At 46.2% G+C, this 21,116-nt stretch carries 22 protein-coding genes and 1 other annotated feature; all 22 genes read left to right on the top strand.

All coding sequences use genetic code 11. The annotated features are described in order from the left end of the window. Nucleotides 1–175 precede the first annotated feature (175 nt). A complete protein-coding gene (gene radA / locus ABEW32_RS15230) occupies nt 176–1,549 on the top strand; it encodes a DNA repair protein RadA (RefSeq protein ID WP_430188871.1) in 1,374 nt (457 codons plus the stop codon). Between the two features lie 12 nt (nt 1,550–1,561). Then, nucleotides 1,562–2,638 (top strand): DNA integrity scanning diadenylate cyclase DisA, encoded by a 1,077-nt coding sequence (disA, locus tag ABEW32_RS15225; RefSeq protein WP_430188868.1) that lies wholly within the window; start codon nt 1,562–1,564, stop codon nt 2,636–2,638. A gap of 54 nt (nt 2,639–2,692) precedes the next feature. Then, nucleotides 2,693–3,439 carry a CDP-diacylglycerol--serine O-phosphatidyltransferase gene (gene pssA, locus ABEW32_RS15220; RefSeq protein ID WP_430188865.1) on the top strand — a complete coding sequence of 249 codons (747 nt, stop codon included), beginning with the start codon at nt 2,693–2,695 and terminating at the stop codon, nt 3,437–3,439. A 191-nt stretch (nt 3,440–3,630) separates the two neighbouring features. After that, nucleotides 3,631–4,716: a PIN/TRAM domain-containing protein gene (locus ABEW32_RS15215; protein WP_430188863.1), complete on the top strand. Its 1,086-nt coding sequence runs from the start codon at nt 3,631–3,633 to the stop codon at nt 4,714–4,716. Nucleotides 4,717–4,786: 70 nt separating this feature from the next. Continuing rightward, nucleotides 4,787–5,506, top strand: a complete 720-nt coding sequence (gene ispD, locus ABEW32_RS15210) for a 2-C-methyl-D-erythritol 4-phosphate cytidylyltransferase (RefSeq protein ID WP_430188860.1) — start codon at nt 4,787–4,789, stop codon at nt 5,504–5,506. Beyond that, the gene (gene ispF / locus ABEW32_RS15205) at nt 5,481–5,957 is read left to right on the top strand and encodes a 2-C-methyl-D-erythritol 2,4-cyclodiphosphate synthase (RefSeq protein ID WP_430188858.1); all 477 of its coding nucleotides are present in this window, start codon (nt 5,481–5,483) and stop codon (nt 5,955–5,957) included. The genes ispD and ispF overlap by 26 nt, the downstream gene beginning before the upstream one ends. Nucleotides 5,958–5,996: 39 nt before the next feature. Further along, nucleotides 5,997–7,457, top strand: a complete 1,461-nt coding sequence (gene gltX, locus ABEW32_RS15200) for a glutamate--tRNA ligase (protein WP_430188855.1) — start codon at nt 5,997–5,999, stop codon at nt 7,455–7,457. Nucleotides 7,458–7,938: 481 nt separating this feature from the next. Then, the gene (gene cysE, locus ABEW32_RS15195) at nt 7,939–8,619 is read left to right on the top strand and encodes a serine O-acetyltransferase (protein WP_430188852.1); all 681 of its coding nucleotides are present in this window, start codon (nt 7,939–7,941) and stop codon (nt 8,617–8,619) included. A gap of 24 nt (nt 8,620–8,643) precedes the next feature. After that, complete coding sequence (cysS, locus tag ABEW32_RS15190; protein ID WP_430188849.1) at nt 8,644–10,047, top strand: cysteine--tRNA ligase; 1,404 nt, start codon at nt 8,644–8,646, stop codon at nt 10,045–10,047. Then, nucleotides 10,044–10,502, top strand: coding sequence for a Mini-ribonuclease 3 (locus ABEW32_RS15185; RefSeq protein ID WP_430188847.1), 459 nt, complete (start codon nt 10,044–10,046; stop codon nt 10,500–10,502). Before cysS ends, ABEW32_RS15185 begins: the two co-directional genes overlap by 4 nt. A 56-nt stretch (nt 10,503–10,558) precedes the next feature. Then, nucleotides 10,559–11,305 carry a 23S rRNA (guanosine(2251)-2'-O)-methyltransferase RlmB gene (gene rlmB / locus ABEW32_RS15180; protein ID WP_430188844.1) on the top strand — a complete coding sequence of 249 codons (747 nt, stop codon included), beginning with the start codon at nt 10,559–10,561 and terminating at the stop codon, nt 11,303–11,305. A 4-nt stretch (nt 11,306–11,309) separates the two neighbouring features. Then, nucleotides 11,310–11,831, top strand: coding sequence for an NYN domain-containing protein (locus tag ABEW32_RS15175; protein ID WP_013373280.1), 522 nt, complete (start codon nt 11,310–11,312; stop codon nt 11,829–11,831). Between the two features lie 162 nt (nt 11,832–11,993). Beyond that, nucleotides 11,994–12,638 (top strand): RNA polymerase sporulation sigma factor SigH, encoded by a 645-nt coding sequence (gene sigH / locus ABEW32_RS15170; RefSeq protein ID WP_016324748.1) that lies wholly within the window; start codon nt 11,994–11,996, stop codon nt 12,636–12,638. Nucleotides 12,639–12,971: 333 nt separating this feature from the next. Then, nucleotides 12,972–13,121, top strand: a complete 150-nt coding sequence (rpmG, locus tag ABEW32_RS15165; protein WP_013373278.1) for a 50S ribosomal protein L33 — start codon at nt 12,972–12,974, stop codon at nt 13,119–13,121. A gap of 20 nt (nt 13,122–13,141) precedes the next feature. Next, nucleotides 13,142–13,333 (top strand): preprotein translocase subunit SecE, encoded by a 192-nt coding sequence (gene secE / locus ABEW32_RS15160; protein ID WP_063211175.1) that lies wholly within the window; start codon nt 13,142–13,144, stop codon nt 13,331–13,333. A gap of 22 nt (nt 13,334–13,355) precedes the next feature. Further along, nucleotides 13,356–13,889, top strand: coding sequence for a transcription termination/antitermination protein NusG (nusG, locus tag ABEW32_RS15155; protein ID WP_007432596.1), 534 nt, complete (start codon nt 13,356–13,358; stop codon nt 13,887–13,889). Nucleotides 13,890–13,962: 73 nt separating this feature from the next. Then, complete coding sequence (rplK, locus tag ABEW32_RS15150) at nt 13,963–14,388, top strand: 50S ribosomal protein L11 (RefSeq protein ID WP_007432595.1); 426 nt, start codon at nt 13,963–13,965, stop codon at nt 14,386–14,388. Nucleotides 14,389–14,475: 87 nt separating this feature from the next. Next, nucleotides 14,476–15,168 carry a 50S ribosomal protein L1 gene (rplA, locus tag ABEW32_RS15145; RefSeq protein WP_063211173.1) on the top strand — a complete coding sequence of 231 codons (693 nt, stop codon included), beginning with the start codon at nt 14,476–14,478 and terminating at the stop codon, nt 15,166–15,168. Between the two features lie 68 nt (nt 15,169–15,236). Further along, nucleotides 15,237–15,388 (top strand) — a sequence feature (ribosomal protein L10 leader region). A gap of 73 nt (nt 15,389–15,461) precedes the next feature. Then, on the top strand, nt 15,462–15,965 hold the full coding sequence (rplJ, locus tag ABEW32_RS15140) for a 50S ribosomal protein L10 (RefSeq protein ID WP_025715687.1): 504 nt from the start codon (nt 15,462–15,464) through the stop codon (nt 15,963–15,965). Between the two features lie 68 nt (nt 15,966–16,033). Then, a complete protein-coding gene (gene rplL / locus ABEW32_RS15135; protein WP_013373275.1) occupies nt 16,034–16,399 on the top strand; it encodes a 50S ribosomal protein L7/L12 in 366 nt (121 codons plus the stop codon). A gap of 155 nt (nt 16,400–16,554) precedes the next feature. Beyond that, the gene (locus ABEW32_RS15130; RefSeq protein ID WP_430188839.1) at nt 16,555–17,169 is read left to right on the top strand and encodes a class I SAM-dependent methyltransferase; all 615 of its coding nucleotides are present in this window, start codon (nt 16,555–16,557) and stop codon (nt 17,167–17,169) included. A gap of 343 nt (nt 17,170–17,512) precedes the next feature. Then, entirely contained in the window at nt 17,513–21,058 is a 3,546-nt protein-coding gene (gene rpoB / locus ABEW32_RS15125) for a DNA-directed RNA polymerase subunit beta (protein WP_430188836.1), read from the top strand. The last annotated feature ends 58 nt before the right edge of the window (nt 21,059–21,116 follow it).

Here is a 21,116-nt window from a genome sequence, read left to right as displayed (position 1 = left end):
CCTTTTTGTGCGTAGAAGACTGTGAAAGGGCAGAGTAAAAGCTTTGGGAAAGTTTGTGATATTGCTTTACGTCCGCCAAGCTTCAATGGTAAACTTTTATTGTTACAGCTCTTTCAGGTGCTGTGTGAAATAAATTTGACATCATCGTCGTCAAGAAGGAGCCAGGGAATAAAGTATGGCTAAAGTGAAAACTAAATTTTCCTGTACAGAATGTGGCTATGAATCGCCCAAATGGTACGGAAAATGTCCTGGATGCCAGGCATGGAATTCCATGGTTGAAGAAACGGAAAGCGTTGTAAAAACTCAAGGAATGGGATCTTCCCTTCTTACTCATAGCACAAAAGACAAACCGCTTCCTATTATTGAAGTGGAGAGTGGCAGAGAAGCACGAATTTTGACGGGTATTGGTGAATTAAATCGTGTACTCGGTGGAGGTGTGGTGCCAGGCTCACTTATTCTAGTGGGTGGTGATCCGGGCATCGGTAAGTCTACGCTCATGCTGCAAACCTCTAACGAGCTGGCGTTAACTGGATTAAAGGTACTATACGTGTCTGGTGAGGAATCAGTTCGCCAAACGAAGTTACGTGCAGATCGACTCGGTGCCTTGTCTCCCAATCTGTACGTATTATGTGAGACAAATTTGGAGACGATTGAAGAAGCGGTGGACAGCTTGAAGCCAGAGTTTTTGGTCATCGACTCGATACAGACTGTATATTTGCCTGAAGTGACAAGTGCGCCTGGTAGTGTAGCGCAAGTGCGCGAGTGTACTTCACGATTTATGCGAATCGCCAAGGGATTAGGCATTGCAACAGTACTGGTAGGACATGTGACCAAGGAAGGCGCTATTGCAGGTCCTCGGTTGTTGGAGCATATGGTCGATTGTGTGCTTTATTTTGAGGGAGAGCGCCATCATACGTATCGGCTGTTGCGTGCGGTTAAGAACCGCTTCGGTTCGACGAATGAAATTGGCATTTTTGAAATGGCCGAAAGCGGTTTGCGTGAGGTTGCGAATCCTTCTGAGCTTTTCCTGTCCGAACGGCCACTGGGAGTGGCTGGTTCCACTGTGGTTGCCAGTATGGAGGGAACCCGACCAGTGTTGGTTGAACTGCAAGCACTCATTGCGGCTACGCATTTCCCATCTCCACGCCGAATGGGTACGGGGATCGACCATCATCGGATGGGATTAATCATTGCCGTCCTAGAAAAGCGGATGGGCATGTTTCTACAAAACCAGGACGCTTATCTCAACGTTGCCGGAGGCGTAAAACTGGACGAACCGGCGGTGGATTTAGCTATAGCGGTGAGCATTGCTTCCAGCTTTAGGGATGCTGCTACCAAGCCGTACGATGTAATTTTTGGTGAGGTGGGACTGACAGGTGAAGTGCGCGCTGTATCCCGAGCCGAACAACGAGTGCGAGAAGCGGAGAAATTAGGTTTCAAGCGGGTGATCATGCCCGAGAAAAGCTTGAAGGGCTGGACACATCCGAAAGGGATACAAATTATAGGAGTTGGAACGGTGGCAGATGCACTGGCAGCTGCATTAGATTAGGGGGCATTGAGAATGAAGGAAGCGAGCCAACTGGATAAAATGAATGATTTGCTGCGGCTTGTGGCACCGGGAACTCCCTTTCGCGACGGATTGGAAAACGTTTTGCGTGCCAAAACGGGTGCTCTTCTGGTCGTTGGCTATAGCCCGGAAGTAATGGAAGTCGTGGACGGCGGTTTCTCTATTAATTGTGATTTTTCACCGAACTATTTGTATGAGCTGGCGAAAATGGACGGCGCAATCATATTGAGCGAGGATTTAAAACGAATTTTATATGCTAATACGCAATTGATTCCTGACTCCTCCATTTCGTCCATAGAAACAGGGATTCGGCACCGGACGGCGGAAAGAGTGGCGAAGCAGACTGGCAAACTGGTTGTGTCTATTTCCCAGCGTCGTAATATTATTACGTTGTATCAGGGGACTTTACGATATGCGCTCAAGGAAATCGGAGTTATTTTAACGAAAGCTAATCAGGCTATTCAGACGTTGGAGAAGTATAGATCCGTGTTGGGGCAAGCCTCAACCAATTTAACTGCATCTGAGTTCGAAGAGCTGGTTACCATGCCTGAGGTCGTTAATGTCATTCAACGGATTGAAATGGTGCTGCGTATCAAAATGGAGATCAAACGATTTATTAACGAGCTTGGAAATGAGGGCAGGCTGATTAGCATGCAGATGGAGGAGCTTGTCAGCAATATTGAGGAAGAGGCTTGGTTGCTGTATAAGGATTATGCCAAAGACGACAGCGACGAGAAGATTCGTGAAATTATATTAGGGCTCAAGCGTTCTACGGATGACGAATTACTGGATGCGAATCATATTGTGCGTTTATTAGGCTACCCTTCTTCAGCAGCGACCTCAGAAGAATATATTGCTGCACGCGGCTATCGGGTGCTGAACAAAATCCCTCGTTTGCCAAATGTAATTATCCATAACCTGGTGGAACGTTTTGGACGTTTTCCACATGTCATAACAGCAACGATTGAAGAATTGGATGAAGTGGATGGTATTGGAGAGGTGCGAGCGCGTACGATAAAAGAAGGCCTTAAACGATTGCAGGAACAAGTTTTCATTGACAGACAAATGTAAATGTAATACAGTGAAAGGATTATAATGGAACAATTCATACATTGAGGTGAAGAGATGATTACCAAATCAATTCCGAACATGTGTACCTTGGGTAACTTGTTTCTCGGAATGATCGCCATTTTATTGGCCGTAGACGGAAAATACAGTCTTGCCGCTATTATGGTCATTGTCGCCATGTTGTTGGACGGACTGGATGGAAGGATGGCCCGGGCCCTGAATGCCCAGAGCGAATTCGGTAAAGAACTGGACTCCTTATCAGATATGATATCTTTTGGCGTTGCTCCTGCAGTTATTATGTACATGGTTGCTTTTCATGATGCGAATTCGGCTCTAGCCTGGACAGTTACAGCCATTTTTCCGATGTGTGGAGCATTGCGATTGGCTCGTTTTAACGTACGTCCTGGTGTACCAGGTTATTTTACAGGTTTGCCCATTCCGGCAGCAGGTGGCGTATTAGCCACGTTGTCCTTATTCCATAACGAGATTTCATTGTTATACATGTCGATCGCCATGTTGTTGGTATCTTATTTGATGGTTAGCTCCATGAGATATCCGAATTTCAAAAAGGTAGGCCTTCCGAAGAAAGCGATCTGGGTTGCTCCATGGGTCGTACTTGCAGCGGTGGTTCTGGCTGTGAAATTCCCTGACCAGTTGTCGAAGCTGATTTTTGTCCCGCTGGTGCTGTATGCATTGTACGGTATGAAGCTGAACATTCGGAAGCTATCGCGCAGACGTGGGCGTGAACGGGATCGTACTAACCAGGAAGAACAGGACGACCAATATCGTCATTCACAGCGTTAGTGCCAGATTAGAATTAGAATAAGCATTTATTTCCTCGATTTATTCAGGGAGATAAATGCTTTTTTTTATGGATAAAAAGTGAAAACACAGGGTTAGTTATGTGGAAAATGGATCATACTGGTAAGGGAAGTGCTATGTATCCAATAAATAGCAGTCTATTGAAAAGAAAATAAAGGAGGTATAGAGACTCGATGTGGAGAAAGGCTATTTTAACTTTTACAGGATTGTGCGGCGCGTGGTTTGGCTATACGTTATACCAGCGGATAGGAGGCTTTGTATCGTGGATGCCACAATGGTTGAGTGATGGTTCTTTACCAGGAATGGCTGTTTGGATGATTGCGGGAGCGGTGCTGTTTATAGTTGGCTGCTCATTCGCAGGGGCAACCGTAGCGAATCGATTGCAGAAGGGGATTGAAGGCCTGGTACGAATTCCGATGAATGAGATGATGGCAGGTGTGATGGGGTTAGCGGTAGGGTTGATCCTTTCCTTAGCAGTTTACCCACTCCTTTCAGGGTTGGGAGCACCTGGTTTACTTATCCAGACCGCGGTTACCTTGCTATGCGGATATGTGGGATTGATGGTTGGGCTAGAAAAGCGGGACGAGTTGTCATCCTTTTGGAGTTCAGGCTTTTTTGGTCGGGGAACGGATATTGAGGAACGCAAGCTGGAGGAGCATAAAATTTTGGACACCAGCGTTATTATAGATGGACGTATTGCGGATATTTGCAAGACAGGGTTTATCGAGGGAACTATTGTGATTCCTGAATTTGTGTTGGAGGAGCTTCAGCATATCGCAGATTCTTCAGATTTACTTAAGCGTAACCGTGGGCGGCGGGGCCTGGATATATTGAATAAAATCCAAAAAGAGCTAGATGTGAATGTGCTGATTTATGAGGGAGATTTTGAGGAAATCTCAGAGGTCGACAGTAAGCTGGTTAAGCTTGCAAAGGTGTTGCAGGGTAAGGTTGTAACTAATGATTTTAATCTGAATAAAGTATGTGAACTTCAAGGTGTGTCTGTGCTGAACATTAATGATTTGGCGAACGCAGTGAAGCCTGTAGTACTGCCCGGTGAGGAGATTATGGTGCAGATTATCAAGGACGGTAAGGAGCATGGGCAGGGTGTAGCCTATCTGGATGATGGTACGATGATTGTCGTCGAGGGTGGACGTGACTATATTGGCTCTCTCATGGAAGTGCTGGTCACAAGCGTACTTCAGACCTCTGCGGGCCGCATGATCTTTGCCAAACCGAAATTATTGGAAAAAGCTCAATAAACGAGGTATGATGAAGTAGATGTGTTATCATACGGATCGTCCAAGTGCGATCAGGGCAGGAGTTATTTGAATGAACAATCAGGTAGGAGTCGTGATTGTGGCGGCCGGGCGCGGCTCCCGTATGGGAACGCAGGAGAGCAAGCAATTTCTGCTTTTGCGGGACAAGCCCATCTTCATACATACACTTGAAATATTCGCAGCAATGCCCGAAGTGGATGAAATGGTGATGGTTACTGGCGCTGGAGATGTGGAACGCTGCAGAGACTGGATTCATCAATACAAGATCGGTAAAAATGTACGGGTGGTGGCTGGTGGCAGTGAACGCCAGCATTCGGTTTATCGCGGTTTGCGCCACTTGCAAACAGATTGGGTGATGGTGCATGATGGCGTGCGTCCATTGATTCAGCCTGAGCTTGTACGTTCATGCCTGGAGGCTGCTCAGCGTGCGGGTGCTTCTGTTGCGGCAGTACCTGTGAAGGATACAATCAAGCAAGTGAACGGAGATGGTATCATTACAGCAACGCCGGATCGCCGAAGTCTGTGGAGTATTCAAACGCCACAGACTTTTCGTCTTTCCGATCTGCTGCGGGCCTATGAGGAAGCGGAGCAGGCAGGATTTTTAGGGACAGATGATTCTATGCTGGTGGAGCGGATAGGCATTCCGGTTACTGTCGTTCAAGGCAGCTACAAGAACATCAAAATTACTACGCCTGAGGATTTGGAGATGGCGGCGTTATGGGTAAAGACAGAGGGAGAGGATATAAATGATCAGAGTGGGGCAAGGATTTGACGTCCATCAGCTGGTGGAAGGAAGGCCATGCATCATCGGAGGCGTAAATATTCCGTATGAAAAAGGTTTACTGGGTCATTCCGATGCAGACGTGCTGCTGCATGCCATTAGCGATGCGATCCTGGGCGCGCTTGGCTTGGGAGACATCGGAAAGCATTTTCCAGATAACGACCCTGAATTTAAGGACGCGGATAGTCTTAAGCTACTGGAGCATGTGTGGGGGCTGGCTAAAGAGCGGGGATATCGATTGGGGAACATCGATTCTACGATCATTGCGCAGAAGCCCAAGATGATTTCATACATCCCGCAGATGAATGAAATTATCGCCCGAGTACTGGAAGCAGAGGAGTCGTCCCAGGTAAATGTCAAGGCGACGACGACGGAGCAGCTCGGGTTTACCGGGCGGGGCGAGGGAATTGCGGCTCAATCGGTTGTCTGTCTAATCAAGTAAATGCTATCATCTTGAGTAATTCTATTTGGAGGAGATTATATGAGCACGGAAGTTCGTGTACGCTATGCACCAAGTCCTACAGGGCATCTGCATATTGGAAATGCCAGAACGGCATTATTTAATTATTTGTTTGCCCGCAATCAAGGCGGAAAATTTATTATTCGCATCGAAGATACAGATGTGAAGCGCAATATTGAGGGCGGAGAAGAAAGCCAGCTTAAATATTTGAAATGGTTGGGCATGGATTGGGATGAAAGTATAGATGTGGGCGGCGAGTTTGGACCTTATCGCCAGACTGAACGCTTGGACATTTACAAAACATACTGGCAGGATTTGCTGGATCGTGGTCTGGCCTACCGTTGTTACTGCACGGAAGAAGAGCTGGAGCGAGAGCGAGAAGAACAGATGGCGCGTGGGGAGACTCCGCGTTATTCAGGCAAACATCGCGATTTAACAGAAGAACAGTGCCAAGCTTTTGAAGTAGAGGGCCGTGTACCAAGTATTCGTTTTCGCGTGCCAGAGGATCGTGAATATACGTTTGATGATATGGTTAAAGGTCAAATTACGTTCAATTCCAAGGAAAGCGGCGATTTTGTTATCGTCAAAAAAGACGGTATTCCGACATATAACTTCGCGGTAGCAGTTGACGACTATTTGATGAAAATATCGCATGTACTGCGCGGCGAAGATCATGTGTCCAATACACCGCGACAACTGATGATTTTTGAAGCTCTCGGCTGGGAGCCGCCACGCTTTGGTCATATGACGCTGATCGTAGGCGAGGATCATAAAAAGCTCAGTAAACGAAATGAATCCATTATTCAGTTCATGGAGCAGTACGATAAGCTAGGCTATCTGCCGGAAGCTATTTTCAACTTTATTGCACTGTTGGGCTGGTCTCCAGAAGGCGAGGAAGAGATCTATGATCGGGAACAACTGATTTCTATTTTCGATCCGAATCGTTTGTCCAAAAGCCCAGCTGTATTTGATACGAACAAGCTTGCTTATCTGAACAATCATTATATTAAAAAGGCTGATCCTGAGCGGATTGCCAGCATGGCAATTCCACATTTGCAGGCAGCAGGGCTGTTGCCGAATGATTTATCGGCTGAACAACAGGATTGGGCTAAAGCTCTTGTCCGCTTATACCAAGAACAAATGACTTCAGCGTCTGATATTGTGGCGTTGTCTGAGTTGTTTTTCCGCTCACATCTGGAGTTGGACGCCGATGCGGCGGCTGTTCTGGCCGAAGAGCAGGTTCCTGATGTGCTTAGAGCCTTTGCAGCTAAGGTTGAAACGAGCGAGGAATTTACAGCTCCACAAATGGCCAAGCTGATCAAGGAAGTCCAAAAGGAAACTGGCTTTAAGGGAAAACAACTGTTTATGCCGATTCGTGTGGCCCTTACAGGTCAAACTCATGGGCGGGATCTGAACGAAACGATCTACTTACTTGGGCGTGACAAGGTATTGGACCGTCTTAAGGCACAAATTAAAGGCTGATATTTCTTGTCAATTTGTTGTCTTTTCGCTATAATGACTCCATTGATATGGATTGATACTTACGTGTAAAGGCTGCGAACAGGAGAAGTACACTGCATAAGGGCATCTACCAGAGAGGACGGCCGTGGGGAAACCCCGGGCTGGGAGCCGTCTAGGTGGCCTGCGGAGGAAATGCGCCTGGGAGCCGTGCGCCCGAACCCTCATTAGCCTCAAGTGCTGATGTGGCAAGGGCATGCCGATTCGTTCCCGTTACAGGACGCCAAAGACGGACTTGTCTGCTTTTTATGCAGTAGATATGTTCGAAGCAGAGTGGGACCACGTATATGCGTCTCTGCAGCTTAGGCTGCGGAGGCGCTTTTTCATTTTTATCAGATTTAGAGTCGCTGTAGGCTGAAAAATGTCGAAGATTGCTGGTGACTACGAGAATTGGCGAAATGTGAAGTGTGATGCGGCAAGGATATGGAGGGAATAGGAGGGCGACATGTTCAGACATTTCAAATCCGATATTCAAACTGTTTTGGATAATGATCCGGCCGCCCGGAGTAAGCTGGAAGTCATTTTTACGTATTCTGGCGTTCATGCCCTTTGGGCACACCGAATCGCACACTGGTTTTATTTGCGAAAGTGGTGCACTCTAGCCCGTGTTATATCTCAGGTATCGAGGTTTATGACAGGAATTGAGATTCATCCTGGCGCTCGTATCGGAAATCGGTTGTTCATTGACCATGGCATGGGGATTGTCATTGGTGAGACCTGTGAAATTGGCGACGATGTCGTGTTGTATCAGGGGGTTACCCTCGGAGGGACTGGAAAAGAGAAAGGGAAGCGCCACCCCACCATTGGGAATAATGTCGTTATAGGCTCCGGTGCAAAAATATTGGGTTCATTTACGATTGGAGCGCAATCCAACATTGGCTCCAACTCGGTGGTGTTGAAAGAAGTTCCGCCAAACAGTACGGTAGTGGGCATCCCGGGACGAGTGGTCAGACAGGATGGCAGACGTCCAGATCGACTTAGTCACCAGCTGCCTGATCCGGTCGTCGATTCTATACGGGCTCTTCAATTGGAGATAGAACGATTACGAGCAGAATTGTCTGATTTGAAGGATATTCAATCTGCTCAAAAACATCAGGTGACCCAAGAGAATAAATTACAAGGATAATTTTCATGAGGGAGGAACATAACGATGCCGCTTCAAATTTATAATACAATGACGAGGAGCCGGGAGCCTTTTGTGCCACTGGAGCCTGGAAAGGTTAAAATGTATGTATGTGGACCGACAGTGTATGATTACATTCATATTGGTAATGCTCGACCTGTAATTGTGTTTGACGTGGTACGCAGCTACTTGGAGTATTTGGGCTACGATGTAAACTATGTGGTGAATTTTACGGACGTCGATGATAAGTTGATCCGCAAAGCTCGGGAACTTGATATGGAGGTTCCGGCAGTTGCTGAGAAATTTATTGGTGCCTATCATGAGGATTTAGCAGGATTAAATGTTCCTGCTGCTAGCATAAATCCCCGTGTAACCGAGAGTATGGATCTGATTATTGATTTTATCAAGGATCTGGTAGACAAAGGCTATGCCTATGAGAATGCTGGTGATGTCTTCTACCGTACCAAAAAGTTCAAAGACTACGGACAGCTGTCAGGTCAAAATTTGGAGGAGCTCCAGTTTGGGATTCGCATCAATGTGGATGAACGCAAGGAGAATGCCGAGGATTTTGTGCTCTGGAAAGCGGCCAAACCGGGAGAAATTTACTGGTCAAGTCCTTGGGGGGATGGACGCCCAGGCTGGCATATCGAATGCTCTGCTATGGCTCGTCACTATTTGGGGGATACATTGGACATTCATGGAGGCGGACAGGATTTGCAATTTCCGCATCATGAATGTGAATGCGCACAATCCGAAGTCGTCACAGGTAAACCATTATCACGCTATTGGATGCATAACGGATATATTCGCATAGATAATGAAAAAATGTCGAAATCACTCGGTAACGGTATTCTGGTTAAAGATCTGCGGGCTCACCACAAGCCTGAGGCTTTACGTTATTTTATGCTGTCGACACATTACCGCAATCCTTTAAACTACAACCAAGAGACGATGAGTCAGGCGGAGAATAGTGTCGAACGGATAGCTAATGCAGTTGCCAACGTAAAGCATCGTTTAGCCATTGCTTTAAAAGGTAACGGAGAAGTATCTGCTGAGCTGCAAATGAAGCTTGACGGGATATTGCAGCAATTCGAGGAAAAAATGAATGATGATTTTAATACACCTGATGCGATTACTGCGGTATTCGAGTGGGTTAGCGAAGCCAATCTGTTGTTGCAGCGTGATGTTGTCAGTCAGGCGGAACTACAGGCTGTATTGCAAACCTTCCACTCGATGAATAGTGTACTTCGCATTTATTCAGAGCCGAGTGAAGAACTGCTGGATGACGAAATTGAGCAGTTAATTGCAGAACGTGTCGAAGCTCGTAAAACGAAAAACTGGGGGAGAGCTGACGAAATCCGCGATCTATTAGCTGCTAAGGGCATTGTGCTGGAAGACACGGCGCAGGGGATGCGGTGGCGGCGGAAATGAGTGATAACCCACTGAACTCAGGAGCTGTGGAAGGCGCAGGAAACTGGTTTCCGTATCCTGCGTCCAAGCCGGCTCGCTTGATGCCCCCCATTGCGTTAGCTTACATTGGTGATGCAGTGTATGAGGTGGCTGTCCGGCAATATCTGTTGGCACAGCTCAACCTGCGTCCCAATCATTTACATCGACGAGCTACAAGGCTTGTCTCCGCCAAAGCACAGAGCCGTATGTTGGGGCTGCTAGAAACAGTGCTGACGGATGAAGAGCGTGATATTGTCCGACAAGGGAGAAATGCCAAATCAGGGAGCCTGCCCAAAAATGCTGATGTGCTTGAGTATCGACACGCCACGGCACTGGAAGGGTTGATTGGTTATCTTTATTGTGATGGACATTTGGACAGATTGAGAGAGTTGGTTACGTACGGAATTGCACAAATGGAAAATACCGAAAAATCATAAATTGGGAACGGATTGGATAGGTTGAGAATCGACCGTTTCCCGGGAGGAAGCTAGAGATGGAAGATGAATGGATTGCCGGTAAACACTCGGTAATAGAGGCGCTGCGTTCGGGTAGGACGATAAATAAAATATGGATTGCGGATAATGCACAAAAGCATTTGACACTGCCGATTACGGCTGAGGCGAAAAAAGCAGGAATCATTGTTTTGCAGGTGGACAAGCGTAAGCTTGATCAAATGGTTCCAGGCATTCAGCATCAGGGAGTGGTTGCGCAAGCTGCACCTTTTGCCTACGCTGAAGTAGAGGACTTGCTTGCTAGTGCTCGTGCTAAGGGAGAAGAGCCGTTTTTGATTTTGCTGGATGAGATTGAAGACCCTCATAACTTGGGCTCCATCCTTCGTACAGCAGATTGCACCGGAGCACATGGTATTATAGTACCCAAAAGGCGTTCAGCCGCAGTGACTGCAACGGTGTCTAAAACATCAGCAGGTGCTGTAGAGTATGTGCCGGTGGCACGGGTAAGCAATCTCGGACAAACCATTGACCGTCTTAAAGAAGAAGGTGTATGGGTAGTTGGCACGGATGTTACGGCGACCGATCCTGTCTTTGGGAATGGAGTATTCACGGGTCCCGTAGCGATTGTCATTGGTAACGAAAATAAAGGAATGGGCCGTTTGATCCGTGAAAAATGTGATGTACTCGTCAAGCTGCCAATGGCGGGACAAATTAATTCCCTCAATGCTTCTGTAGCTGCAGGTGTCGTTATGTACGAAGTCTTGCGCGGACGACAGGCACGGGGCTGACGATATGGCTGACACGCGGGATGTTCTGCTTGTGGACGGTTACAACATGATTGGAGCCTGGCCCGAACTTTCCGCACTGGTACAATCTGGTATGCAGGAAGCGAGGGACAGACTGCTAGAACGACTGGCGGATCATCAGGCGTATTCCGGCAGAAGAGTCATCGTCGTATTTGATGCTTACAGGGTGCCAGGATTAGGTAAGACCTTTGCCCAGAGCAAAGTCCAGATTTATTTTACGAGAGAAAAAGAGACAGCTGACGAGTGCATCGAGCGATTGGTTCGTGAGTTGAGCAGCAAGAGGAGAAGTATTTACGTAGCGACAAGTGATCAGGTAGAACAGCATGTTGCCTTTGGTCAGGGAGCACTCAGGGTATCGGCACGAGAATTGCTGATCGAGATTGAGGAATCTGAAAGAGAAGTCCAGAAGCGAATTCAGCAGGATAACGCCAAATTGTCCCGAAATTCGCTGGATGCCAAGCTGAGTCCAGAGCTTCGAAAGCTGTTCGAACGATGGAGAAGAGAGTGATCCAGTAATTGGGATACTCTCCATTTTGAAACCATTGACAATTTTGTTAGCGCTCTTCTTTTTTAGGTTGTTGTGGTTGACGGTATCAGGTTACATCGCGTATACTTGTCGTATATTTGAGAGAGTAACGGGTACCTTGCGTTGCAGCCGGAGGGATTGTTAGTGAGTGTGGACCTCAAGGATATCATGTTGTCAAAGTTTGATTACAAAAATGATGAAGACATTGTCGGAGCAGTCCATGAAGGTGATGGGGAAGCGCTGGAGTTTCTGATTAACAAATATCGGAACTTTGTGCGGGCCAAGGCCAGATCCTACTTCCTGATTGGTGCTGATCGCGAGGATATTATTCAGGAGGGCATGATTGGTCTCTACAAATCCATCCGTGATTTTAAGGGAGACAAGCTTGCTTCGTTCAAGGCTTTCGCCGAGTTGTGTATAACACGACAGATTATTACGGCAATTAAGACGGCTACACGACAAAAGCACATTCCTCTGAACTCTTACGTATCTCTGGACAAGCCCATCTATGATGAAGAGTCAGACCGGACATTGCTCGATGTGATTTGCGGGACACAAGTAAGTGACCCTGAAGAGCTGATTATCAATCAGGAAGAGTTTGTGGGTCTTGAGGACAAAATGTCTGAGATTCTGAGCGAGCTAGAACGTAAGGTACTTATGTTGTATCTGGACGGTCGTTCGTATCAGGAGATTGCTGAAGACCTGGACCGCCATGTAAAATCCATTGATAACGCGCTGCAACGGGTCAAGCGTAAACTTGAAAAGTATCTGGAAGTAAGGGATAGTTGACAGTAGAGGCTGACATGGAAAAGGCTCGAGTTTGAGTCTTTTTTTATTCGTTTTGGGTAAGCTGTGCAGGTTTATAAGTGTTGTAAATGATTTATACTAAAAAAGATGAATAATAGATATCGCTTTGATTATGAAGCAGTATTTCAGAGAACAGCTTCAAAGGATGGACAGATGTTAAAATGCACCACAACCGAGACTGCGAAATGTATGCAAACATTCGTTGACATGGAAAACCCCGTGTGATAAAGTGTTTTAGGTAGGCCTAAATTCGCGGTTTTTTTTAGGATCAATTATGAGACTTCCGGTGTTGGATGTCTTCGGGAGGTGCACATCATGCGGGTAATTATTACTTTGGCTTGTACAAATTGCAAACAAAGAAATTACACAACGACGAAAAACAAGCGTAATCACCCCGACCGCATGGAGATGAAGAAATTCTGTAAGTCCTGTAACGAACAGACTTCTCATCGGGAAACCAGATAGTTTTTGGAGGTGTAGTCGGCGTGAAACGCAGTTTCAAGTCTCTGTTTTCCTTTTTCTCTGAAAGCTGGGCTGAACTCAAGAAAGTTCGCTGGCCCAATCGTAAAGAACTGACCAACTATACGCTGATTGTCGTAGGGACGATTGCGTTCGTCACGATTTATTTTTGGGTTCTCGATATCGGCATTTCCGCTGTGATCGAAGCGATTATCTAGGAAGGGTTCCAGGTGGCTTGATATGGAAAAAAGATGGTACGTCGTTCATACCTATTCAGGGTATGAGAACAAAGTCAAAGCCAATTTGGAAAAACGCGTTGAGTCCATGGGCATGGAAGACAAGATATTCCGTGTTCTTGTTCCTATGGAAGAAGAACTGGTAACCAAGGACGGTAAGAAAAAAACCGTTATGCGTAAAGTCTACCCTGGTTATGTCTTGGTCGAAATGGTCCAAACCGATGATTCTTGGTATGTTGTACGCAACACACCAGGTGTTACGGGATTTGTAGGGTCGACAGGCTCGGGTTCCAAGCCGACGCCTTTGCTTCCGGAAGAAGTTGAACAGATTCTGAAGCATATGGGCATGGTAGAGCCGAAACCGAAGATTGAATTCGATGTTAAGGAATCCGTGCGAATTAAAGTTGGTCCTTTTGCGAATTTTGTGGGCTCCGTGGAAGAAATTTTGGTTGAGAAGAGCAAGCTTAAGGTTCACGTCAACATGTTTGGACGGGAAACCCCGCTTGAGTTGGATTATACTCAAGTGGAGAAAATATAGATTTTTCTTACAGGTTTCTTGTGGGAGGATCGATAGGTCCGTCTACCACTATTGAGTCAAGGAGGTGTCATCCATGGCAAAAAAGGTAATTAAAATGGTAAAACTGCAGATTCCTGCAGGGAAAGCTAATCCAGCGCCTCCAGTAGGTCCAGCTTTGGGTCAAGCAGGTGTCAACATTATGGCATTCTGTAAAGAGTTCAATGCTCGTACTGCTGATCAAGCAGGCCTGATTATTCCGGTTGAAATTTCGGTATTTGAAGATCGTTCTTTTACGTTCATCACCAAAACTCCACCGGCTGCTGTTCTGTTGAAAGTTGCTGCTAAAATCGAAAAAGGTTCCGGTGAACCGAATAAAACGAAAGTTGCAACTGTAAATCGCGCTGCTGTTCGTCAAATTGCAGAACAAAAAATGCCTGACCTTAACGCAGCTTCCGTAGAATCGGCAATGCGTATGGTTGAAGGTACTGCTCGCAGCATGGGTATCACCATCGTAGATTAATTTTATTAATCTACGTGTGCCGGCAGCTTGACTGTCCGGCAAGTGTGGGAGGAATATCCGCTAATACCACATAAGGAGGAAAAGATAATGGCTAAACATGGTAAAAAATACCTGGAAGCTGCTAAGCTGATTGACAGCGAAGCAACTTATGAGCCTTTGGAAGCCGTTGAACTGGTGAAAAAGGCTGCAACTGCTAAATTCGACGAAACCGTTGAAGCTGCAGTTCGTCTGGGCGTAGATGCTCGTAAACAAGACCAGGCTGTTCGTGGTGTTGTTGTCCTGCCACATGGTACGGGTAAAACACAACGCGTTCTGGTATTTGCAAAAGGTGACAAAGTGAAAGAAGCGGAAGCGGCTGGCGCTGATTTTGTTGGCGATCAAGACATGATCAACAAAATCCAACAAGGCTGGTTCGAATTCGACGTCTGCGTTGCGACACCTGATATGATGAGTGAGGTTGGTAAACTGGGTCGTTTGCTCGGTGGTAAAGGTTTGATGCCTAACCCTAAAGCAGGCACAGTTACTTTCGACGTTGCCAAGGCTGTTCAAGAAATTAAAGCCGGTAAAATCGAATACCGTCTCGACAAAGCAGGTCAAATTCACGCACCAATCGGCAAGGCATCTTTCAGTGCTGAACAACTGAACGAAAACCTTAAAGCCTTGATTGAAGCCTTGAACCGTGCGAAACCAGCGGCTGCTAAAGGTGTATACCTGAAAAACATCGCTATTTCTTCGACTATGGGACCAAGCGCACGTGTGAACGCATCTGTTTACAGATAATATTTTTATTGACAGGTTCAATTGAATTTGTTATTCTGTAAAAGTTGTGAGTCCTTGTGACTGACCGTTAAAGTTGAATATGCTTACCGTAGACAGTAGGTGCTTTCGAGCTTAATTTCCTACCGAGGTGTTATGATAGAACGTTTCATGTGACGGGCTTGTCCCGTCCATGTAGATTTATCAAGCCTTCGTACTCTACGGAGGCTTTTTTCATGCTCATGAAAACGACTTTGGTAGAACGCCAGAATGAGTGTTTCGAACAAAGTAGATAAATTGATCAGGAGGTGTACAGTTTGGCAAATGCAAAGGTGATTCAAGCAAAACAAGAAGCTGTTGAAGTTGTAGCTGCAAAATTGCGCGAGAGCGTAACAACTGTAGTTGCAGACTATCGCGGTCTGAATGTTGCCCAAGTAACTGAGCTGCGTAAGCAGCTTCGCGAAGCCGGAATCGAATTTCAAGTGCTGAAAAACACGCTGCTACGTCGCGCAACTGCGGCAGCAGAATTGACTGAACTGGACGCAGTATTGACAGGTCCTACTGCAATTGCGTTCGGTAAAGATGATGCAGTGTCTGCGGCTAAAATCTTGAACGATTTCGCTAAGAAAAACAATGCATTGGAACTGAAAGGTGCAGTTGTAGAAGGTCGCGTGATCGGTGTTGAGGAAATCAAAGCACTGGCAGAACTGCCATCCCGCGAAGGTCTCCTTTCCATGCTCCTCAGCGTGCTTCAAGCTCCTATGCGCAACTTCGCGCTTGCAGTTAAGGCTGTTGCAGAAAAAGAAGAGCAAAGCGCATAATTTAGGGATTAAACCTGCTGTATAGCAGTTGAGAACAAAAAAATAGGAATTTAAATGGAGGTTCAACCATGAGTAAAGAGCAAATCTTGGAAGCAATTAAAGGTATGTCCGTATTGGAACTGAACGATCTCGTGAAAGCAATCGAAGAAGAATTCGGCGTAACTGCAGCAGCTCCAGTAGCTGTAGCAGGTGGCGCAGCAGGTGGCGCAGCAGAAGCTGAGCAATCCGAGTTCGACGTAATCTTGACAAGCGCTGGCGCTTCCAAAATCAACGTTATCAAAGCAGTTCGCGAAATTACAGGTCTTGGCCTGAAAGAAGCAAAAGAACTGGTTGACAACGCTCCAAAACCATTGAAAGAAAAAGTTGCAAAAGAAGAAGCTGAATCCGTTAAAGCAAAATTGGAAGAAGCAGGCGCTTCTGTAGAAGTAAAATAATTGACTGCTCTTTGCAGACAATGAATTAAAACAAACCCCTTGAGGTGATCTTCAAGGGGTTTGTTGCTGTAAAGCGGTATTACTAACGGGTCTGAATTATTATTCTAAAGGCTATGATGTTAGTACGACCGTACAACCGAAAGAGGTGGGCGTGAATGGCTGATCATTATTACTCCAAGCGGCCAGAGACGGCACATGAACGACGAAGTCTAGAGACGGTGCTGCGTGGACGTTCCTATCGATTTGCCAGCGATTCAGGCGTTTTTTCAAAGCAGGGGATTGATTATGGGAGTCGGGTGCTAATTGAAGCTATGCAGCTTCCTACTAACGCCTCGGTATTGGATGTAGGATGTGGTTATGGACCGATTGGTTTGACAGCGGCAACGCTTGTCCCAGACGGACATGTTACAATGATTGATATTAATGAGCGTGCCGTCCAACTAGCGATAGAGAATGCGGATCGTAATGGGATTAAAAACGTCACCATTAAACAAAGCGATTTGTTTGCAGAAGTACAACATGAGCGCTTTGACGTGATTTTAACGAATCCTCCTATACGTGCAGGGAAGGAAACGGTGCATACCATTTTTGAACTTGCATACGAGCATTTAAACGAGGGTGGGGCTTTGTGGGTGGTCATTCAGAAAAAGCAGGGTGCTCCTTCGGCAAGTGCTAAAATAGAGAGTCTTTTCGGTCATGTGGAGGAAGTTACGAAGGACAAAGGTTATCGGATTTTGAAGGCTGAAAAAAGTTTTAGAAAAATGCAATAGGACCATTGACTTGAATCCTGGTCTGTGATATCATTATAAAATGTCAGTATTAGGATGCCCTCCATGGCTTTAGTTTGTTGAAATGTCAATAGATTTATGCGCAGCAGGGTATAGTATTTATATCTACTACGTATAATATAACCATTTTGGGCAAATCTACAAGTGATGAAGATCTTCCGGCAAGAGGATTCCGCAGATACGTCGCTCTTTTTTCGAATGCATTCGAGTAAGGGCTTTTCTGTATTTGTAAGATCGAATTTTCTGTATGTGTCTTATTATAAGGTCACAAACAGAGGTTCGCAATGTATTTTTAAAGTGAGTAGACATGAGGGGTGAGTTTAAGTTGGCAGGACATCTTGTTCAATATGGTCGACGCACTCGGCGCAGTTATGCACGTATTAATGAGGTACTCGAGGTTCCCAACCTGATTGAGATCCAACAAAAATCATATGATTGGTTTTTGGAGGAAGGATTACGGGAAATGTTTCGGGATATTTCTCCAATTCAAGATTTCACAGGAAATCTGATTTTGGAGTTTATCGATTACTCTCTCGGAGAACCCAAATATACCGTTGACGACGCAAAGGAACGCGACGTTACGTATGCAGCACCGCTTCGGGTAAAAGTCCGGCTTATTAATAAAGAAACCGGGGAAGTGAAAGAGCAGGAAGTATTCATGGGAGACTTCCCGCTGATGACTGAAACGGGTACGTTTATTATTAACGGTGCGGAACGGGTTATTGTCAGCCAGTTGGTTCGCTCTCCCAGCGTCTATTTCAGCACAAAAGTCGACAAGAATGCGAAAACAACATACACCGCAACGGTAATTCCTAACCGGGGGGCTTGGCTCGAACTGGAGATGGATGCGAAGGATATTATCTATGTCCGGATTGACCGTACCCGTAAAATTCCGGTTACGGTGTTGCTGCGTGCGCTTGGCTTTGGCACTGATGCTGAGATTCTGGATTTGCTCGGCAATGACGAATATATCCGCAACACACTTGATAAAGACAACACGGATTCCACGGAGAAAGCGCTGATCGAAATCTATGAGCGTCTTCGTCCGGGTGAGCCACCAACATTGGATAACGCAAAGAGCTTGCTTGTTGCACGTTTCTTTGATCCAAAACGTTATGATCTGGCCAACGTAGGCCGTTACAAAATCAATAAAAAGCTGCACATCAAAAACCGTCTGTTCAATCAGCGCCTTGCTGAGACTTTGATTGATACAACAACTGGTGAAATCATCGCTGAAGCAGGACAAATGGTAGACCGTCGCCTGTTGGACGAGATTTTGGCTCAATTGGAAGAGTCGGTTGGACACCGTACGTATCATGTTGCTAGCGGTGTATTGGAAAGCAATGATATTCCACTTCAAACGATTGATGTATTCTCACCAATTGAAGACGGAAAAGTAGTAAAACTGATCGCCAATGGAAATATCGATAAATCGGTTAAGAACATTACGCCTGCCGATATTATTTCCTCCATCAGTTATTTTATTAACTTGCTTCACGGAATCGGAAGTACAGACGACATTGACCATTTGGGTAACCGTCGTTTGCGTTCTGTAGGTGAGTTGCTCCAAAATCAGTTCCGTATTGGTCTGTCCCGTATGGAACGCGTGGTGCGTGAAAGAATGTCAATTCAGGATGCTAATGTAATCACGCCGCAGGCGCTGATCAACATACGTCCGGTCATTGCATCGATAAAAGAGTTCTTTGGTAGCTCTCAGTTGTCGCAGTTTATGGATCAGACAAACCCGCTGGCTGAACTAACACACAAACGTCGTCTGTCTGCACTCGGACCCGGCGGCTTGACGCGCGAACGCGCGGGCATGGAAGTACGTGACGTCCATCCGAGTCACTACGGCCGTATGTGTCCTATCGAGACACCAGAGGGACCAAACATTGGTTTGATCAACTCTTTGTCTACTTTTGCACGTATCAACGAGTACGGATTTATCGAAGCTCCTTATCGCTGGGTAGACCCGAAAACTGGAAAAGTTACAGAACAGATTGATTACCTGACTGCTGATGAAGAAGATAACTACATCGTTGCTCAGGCAAATGCGGAACTGACAGAAGAAAACACCTTTAAGGATGAAATCGTTATTGTCCGCTATAACAAGCAGTCTGATAACATTATTCCAATGGCAAGTAGCCGTGTTGATTACATGGACGTATCGCCTAAACAGGTCGTATCGGTCGCAACTGCGCTGATTCCGTTCCTGGAGAATGATGACTCGAACCGCGCATTGATGGGTTCCAACATGCAGCGGCAGGCTGTCCCATTGCTGATTCCGAAAGCGCCTTTGGTAGGAACAGGCATGGAACATAAGTCTGCAAAAGATTCTGGTGTTTGCGTTGTTTCCAAGTACAACGGGGTAATTGAACGTTCTACGGCTAACGAGATTTGGTTGCGTCGTATTGAGACTGTAGATGGCGCTGAAGTCAAAGGCGATATTGTTAAATATAAATTACACAAATTTATGCGTTCTAACCAAGGAACATGCATCAACCAGCGTCCAATCGTAAACAGAGGCGATATTGTCAAAGTTGGCGATATTCTAGCGGATGGTCCATCCACGGAAATGGGCGAATTGGCATTGGGACGTAACGTTGTCGTAGCGTTCATGACTTGGGAAGGTTACAACTACGAGGATGCGATCTTGCTGAGCGAGAAACTGGTTAAAGAGGATGTATATACCTCGATCCATATCGAGGAATACGAATCTGAGGCCCGTGATACGAAGCTTGGACCAGAAGAAATCACACGTGATATTCCGAATGTTGGTGAAGAAGCGCTTCGCAATCTAGATGAGCGCGGCATCATTCGTATCGGTGCTGAAATCGCCGCAGGTGACATTCTTGTTGGTAAAGTAACACCTAAGGGTGTGACTGAGCTGACAGCTGAGGAACGTCTCTTGCATGCGATCTTTGGTGAGAAGGCGCGCGAAGTTCGCGATACTTCCTTGAGAGTTCCTCACGGAACGGACGGGATCGTTGTAGACGTTAAAGTGTTTACACGTGAAAATGGCGATGAGCTGCCACCGGGTGTAAATCAGCTGGTACGCGTATATATTGCTCAAAAACGTAAAATTTCTGAAGGCGATAAAATGGCCGGACGTCACGGTAACAAGGGTGTCGTTGCCCGTATCCTGCCTGAAGAAGATATGCCGTTCTTGCCAGATGGCACACCAGTACAAGTCGTACTGAATCCGCTGGGTGTACCTTCACGGATGAACATCGGACAGGTGCTTGAAGTGCATCTGGGTATGGCTGCAATGCGTCTTGGTATTCATGTGGCAACTCCAGTATTCGATGGTGCCAAGGAATATGACGTATTTGATACGATGGAAGAAGCGGGTATGCAACGCAACGGTAAGACGGTGTTGTATGATGGCCGTACAGGAGATCGTTTTGAACGTGAAGTTACAGTTGGTGTCATGCACATGATCAAGCTGGCGCACATGGTCGACGATAAAATCCATGCCCGTTCTACAGGTCCTTACTCTCTCGTTACGCAACAGCCGTTGGGTGGTAAAGCCCAATTCGGTGGTCAACGTTTCGGGGAGATGGAAGTATGGGCGCTGGAAGCCTACGGTGCAGCATATACGCTTCAGGAAATTTTGACTGTGAAATCCGATGATGTGGTTGGACGTGTTAAAACTTACGAATCCATCGTCAAAGGTGAAAATGTCCCTGAACCTGGTGTTCCTGAATCATTCAAGGTCTTGATCAAAGAGCTGCAAAGCTTGGGTATGGACGTGAAGATTCTGTCCGAAGACGAACAAGAAATCGAAATGAGAGAGCTTGATGATGAAGATGATACAACCGGCGATAAGCTGAGTTTGAATCTGGAAGGCTCTGAGGTTGGCGTAGAGTAGTTTGATTGCTGACTGACTCATATCAGCTTTGTTATATGCCTTGGTTCATTTTTGGATG

It is taken from the genome of Paenibacillus jamilae (assembly GCF_050482105.1).
Lineage (GTDB): Bacteria > Bacillota > Bacilli > Paenibacillales > Paenibacillaceae > Paenibacillus > Paenibacillus jamilae_B.
The sequence above is the reverse complement of the archived record's forward strand: the minus strand, read 5'-3'. Positions and strand labels throughout refer to the sequence as shown.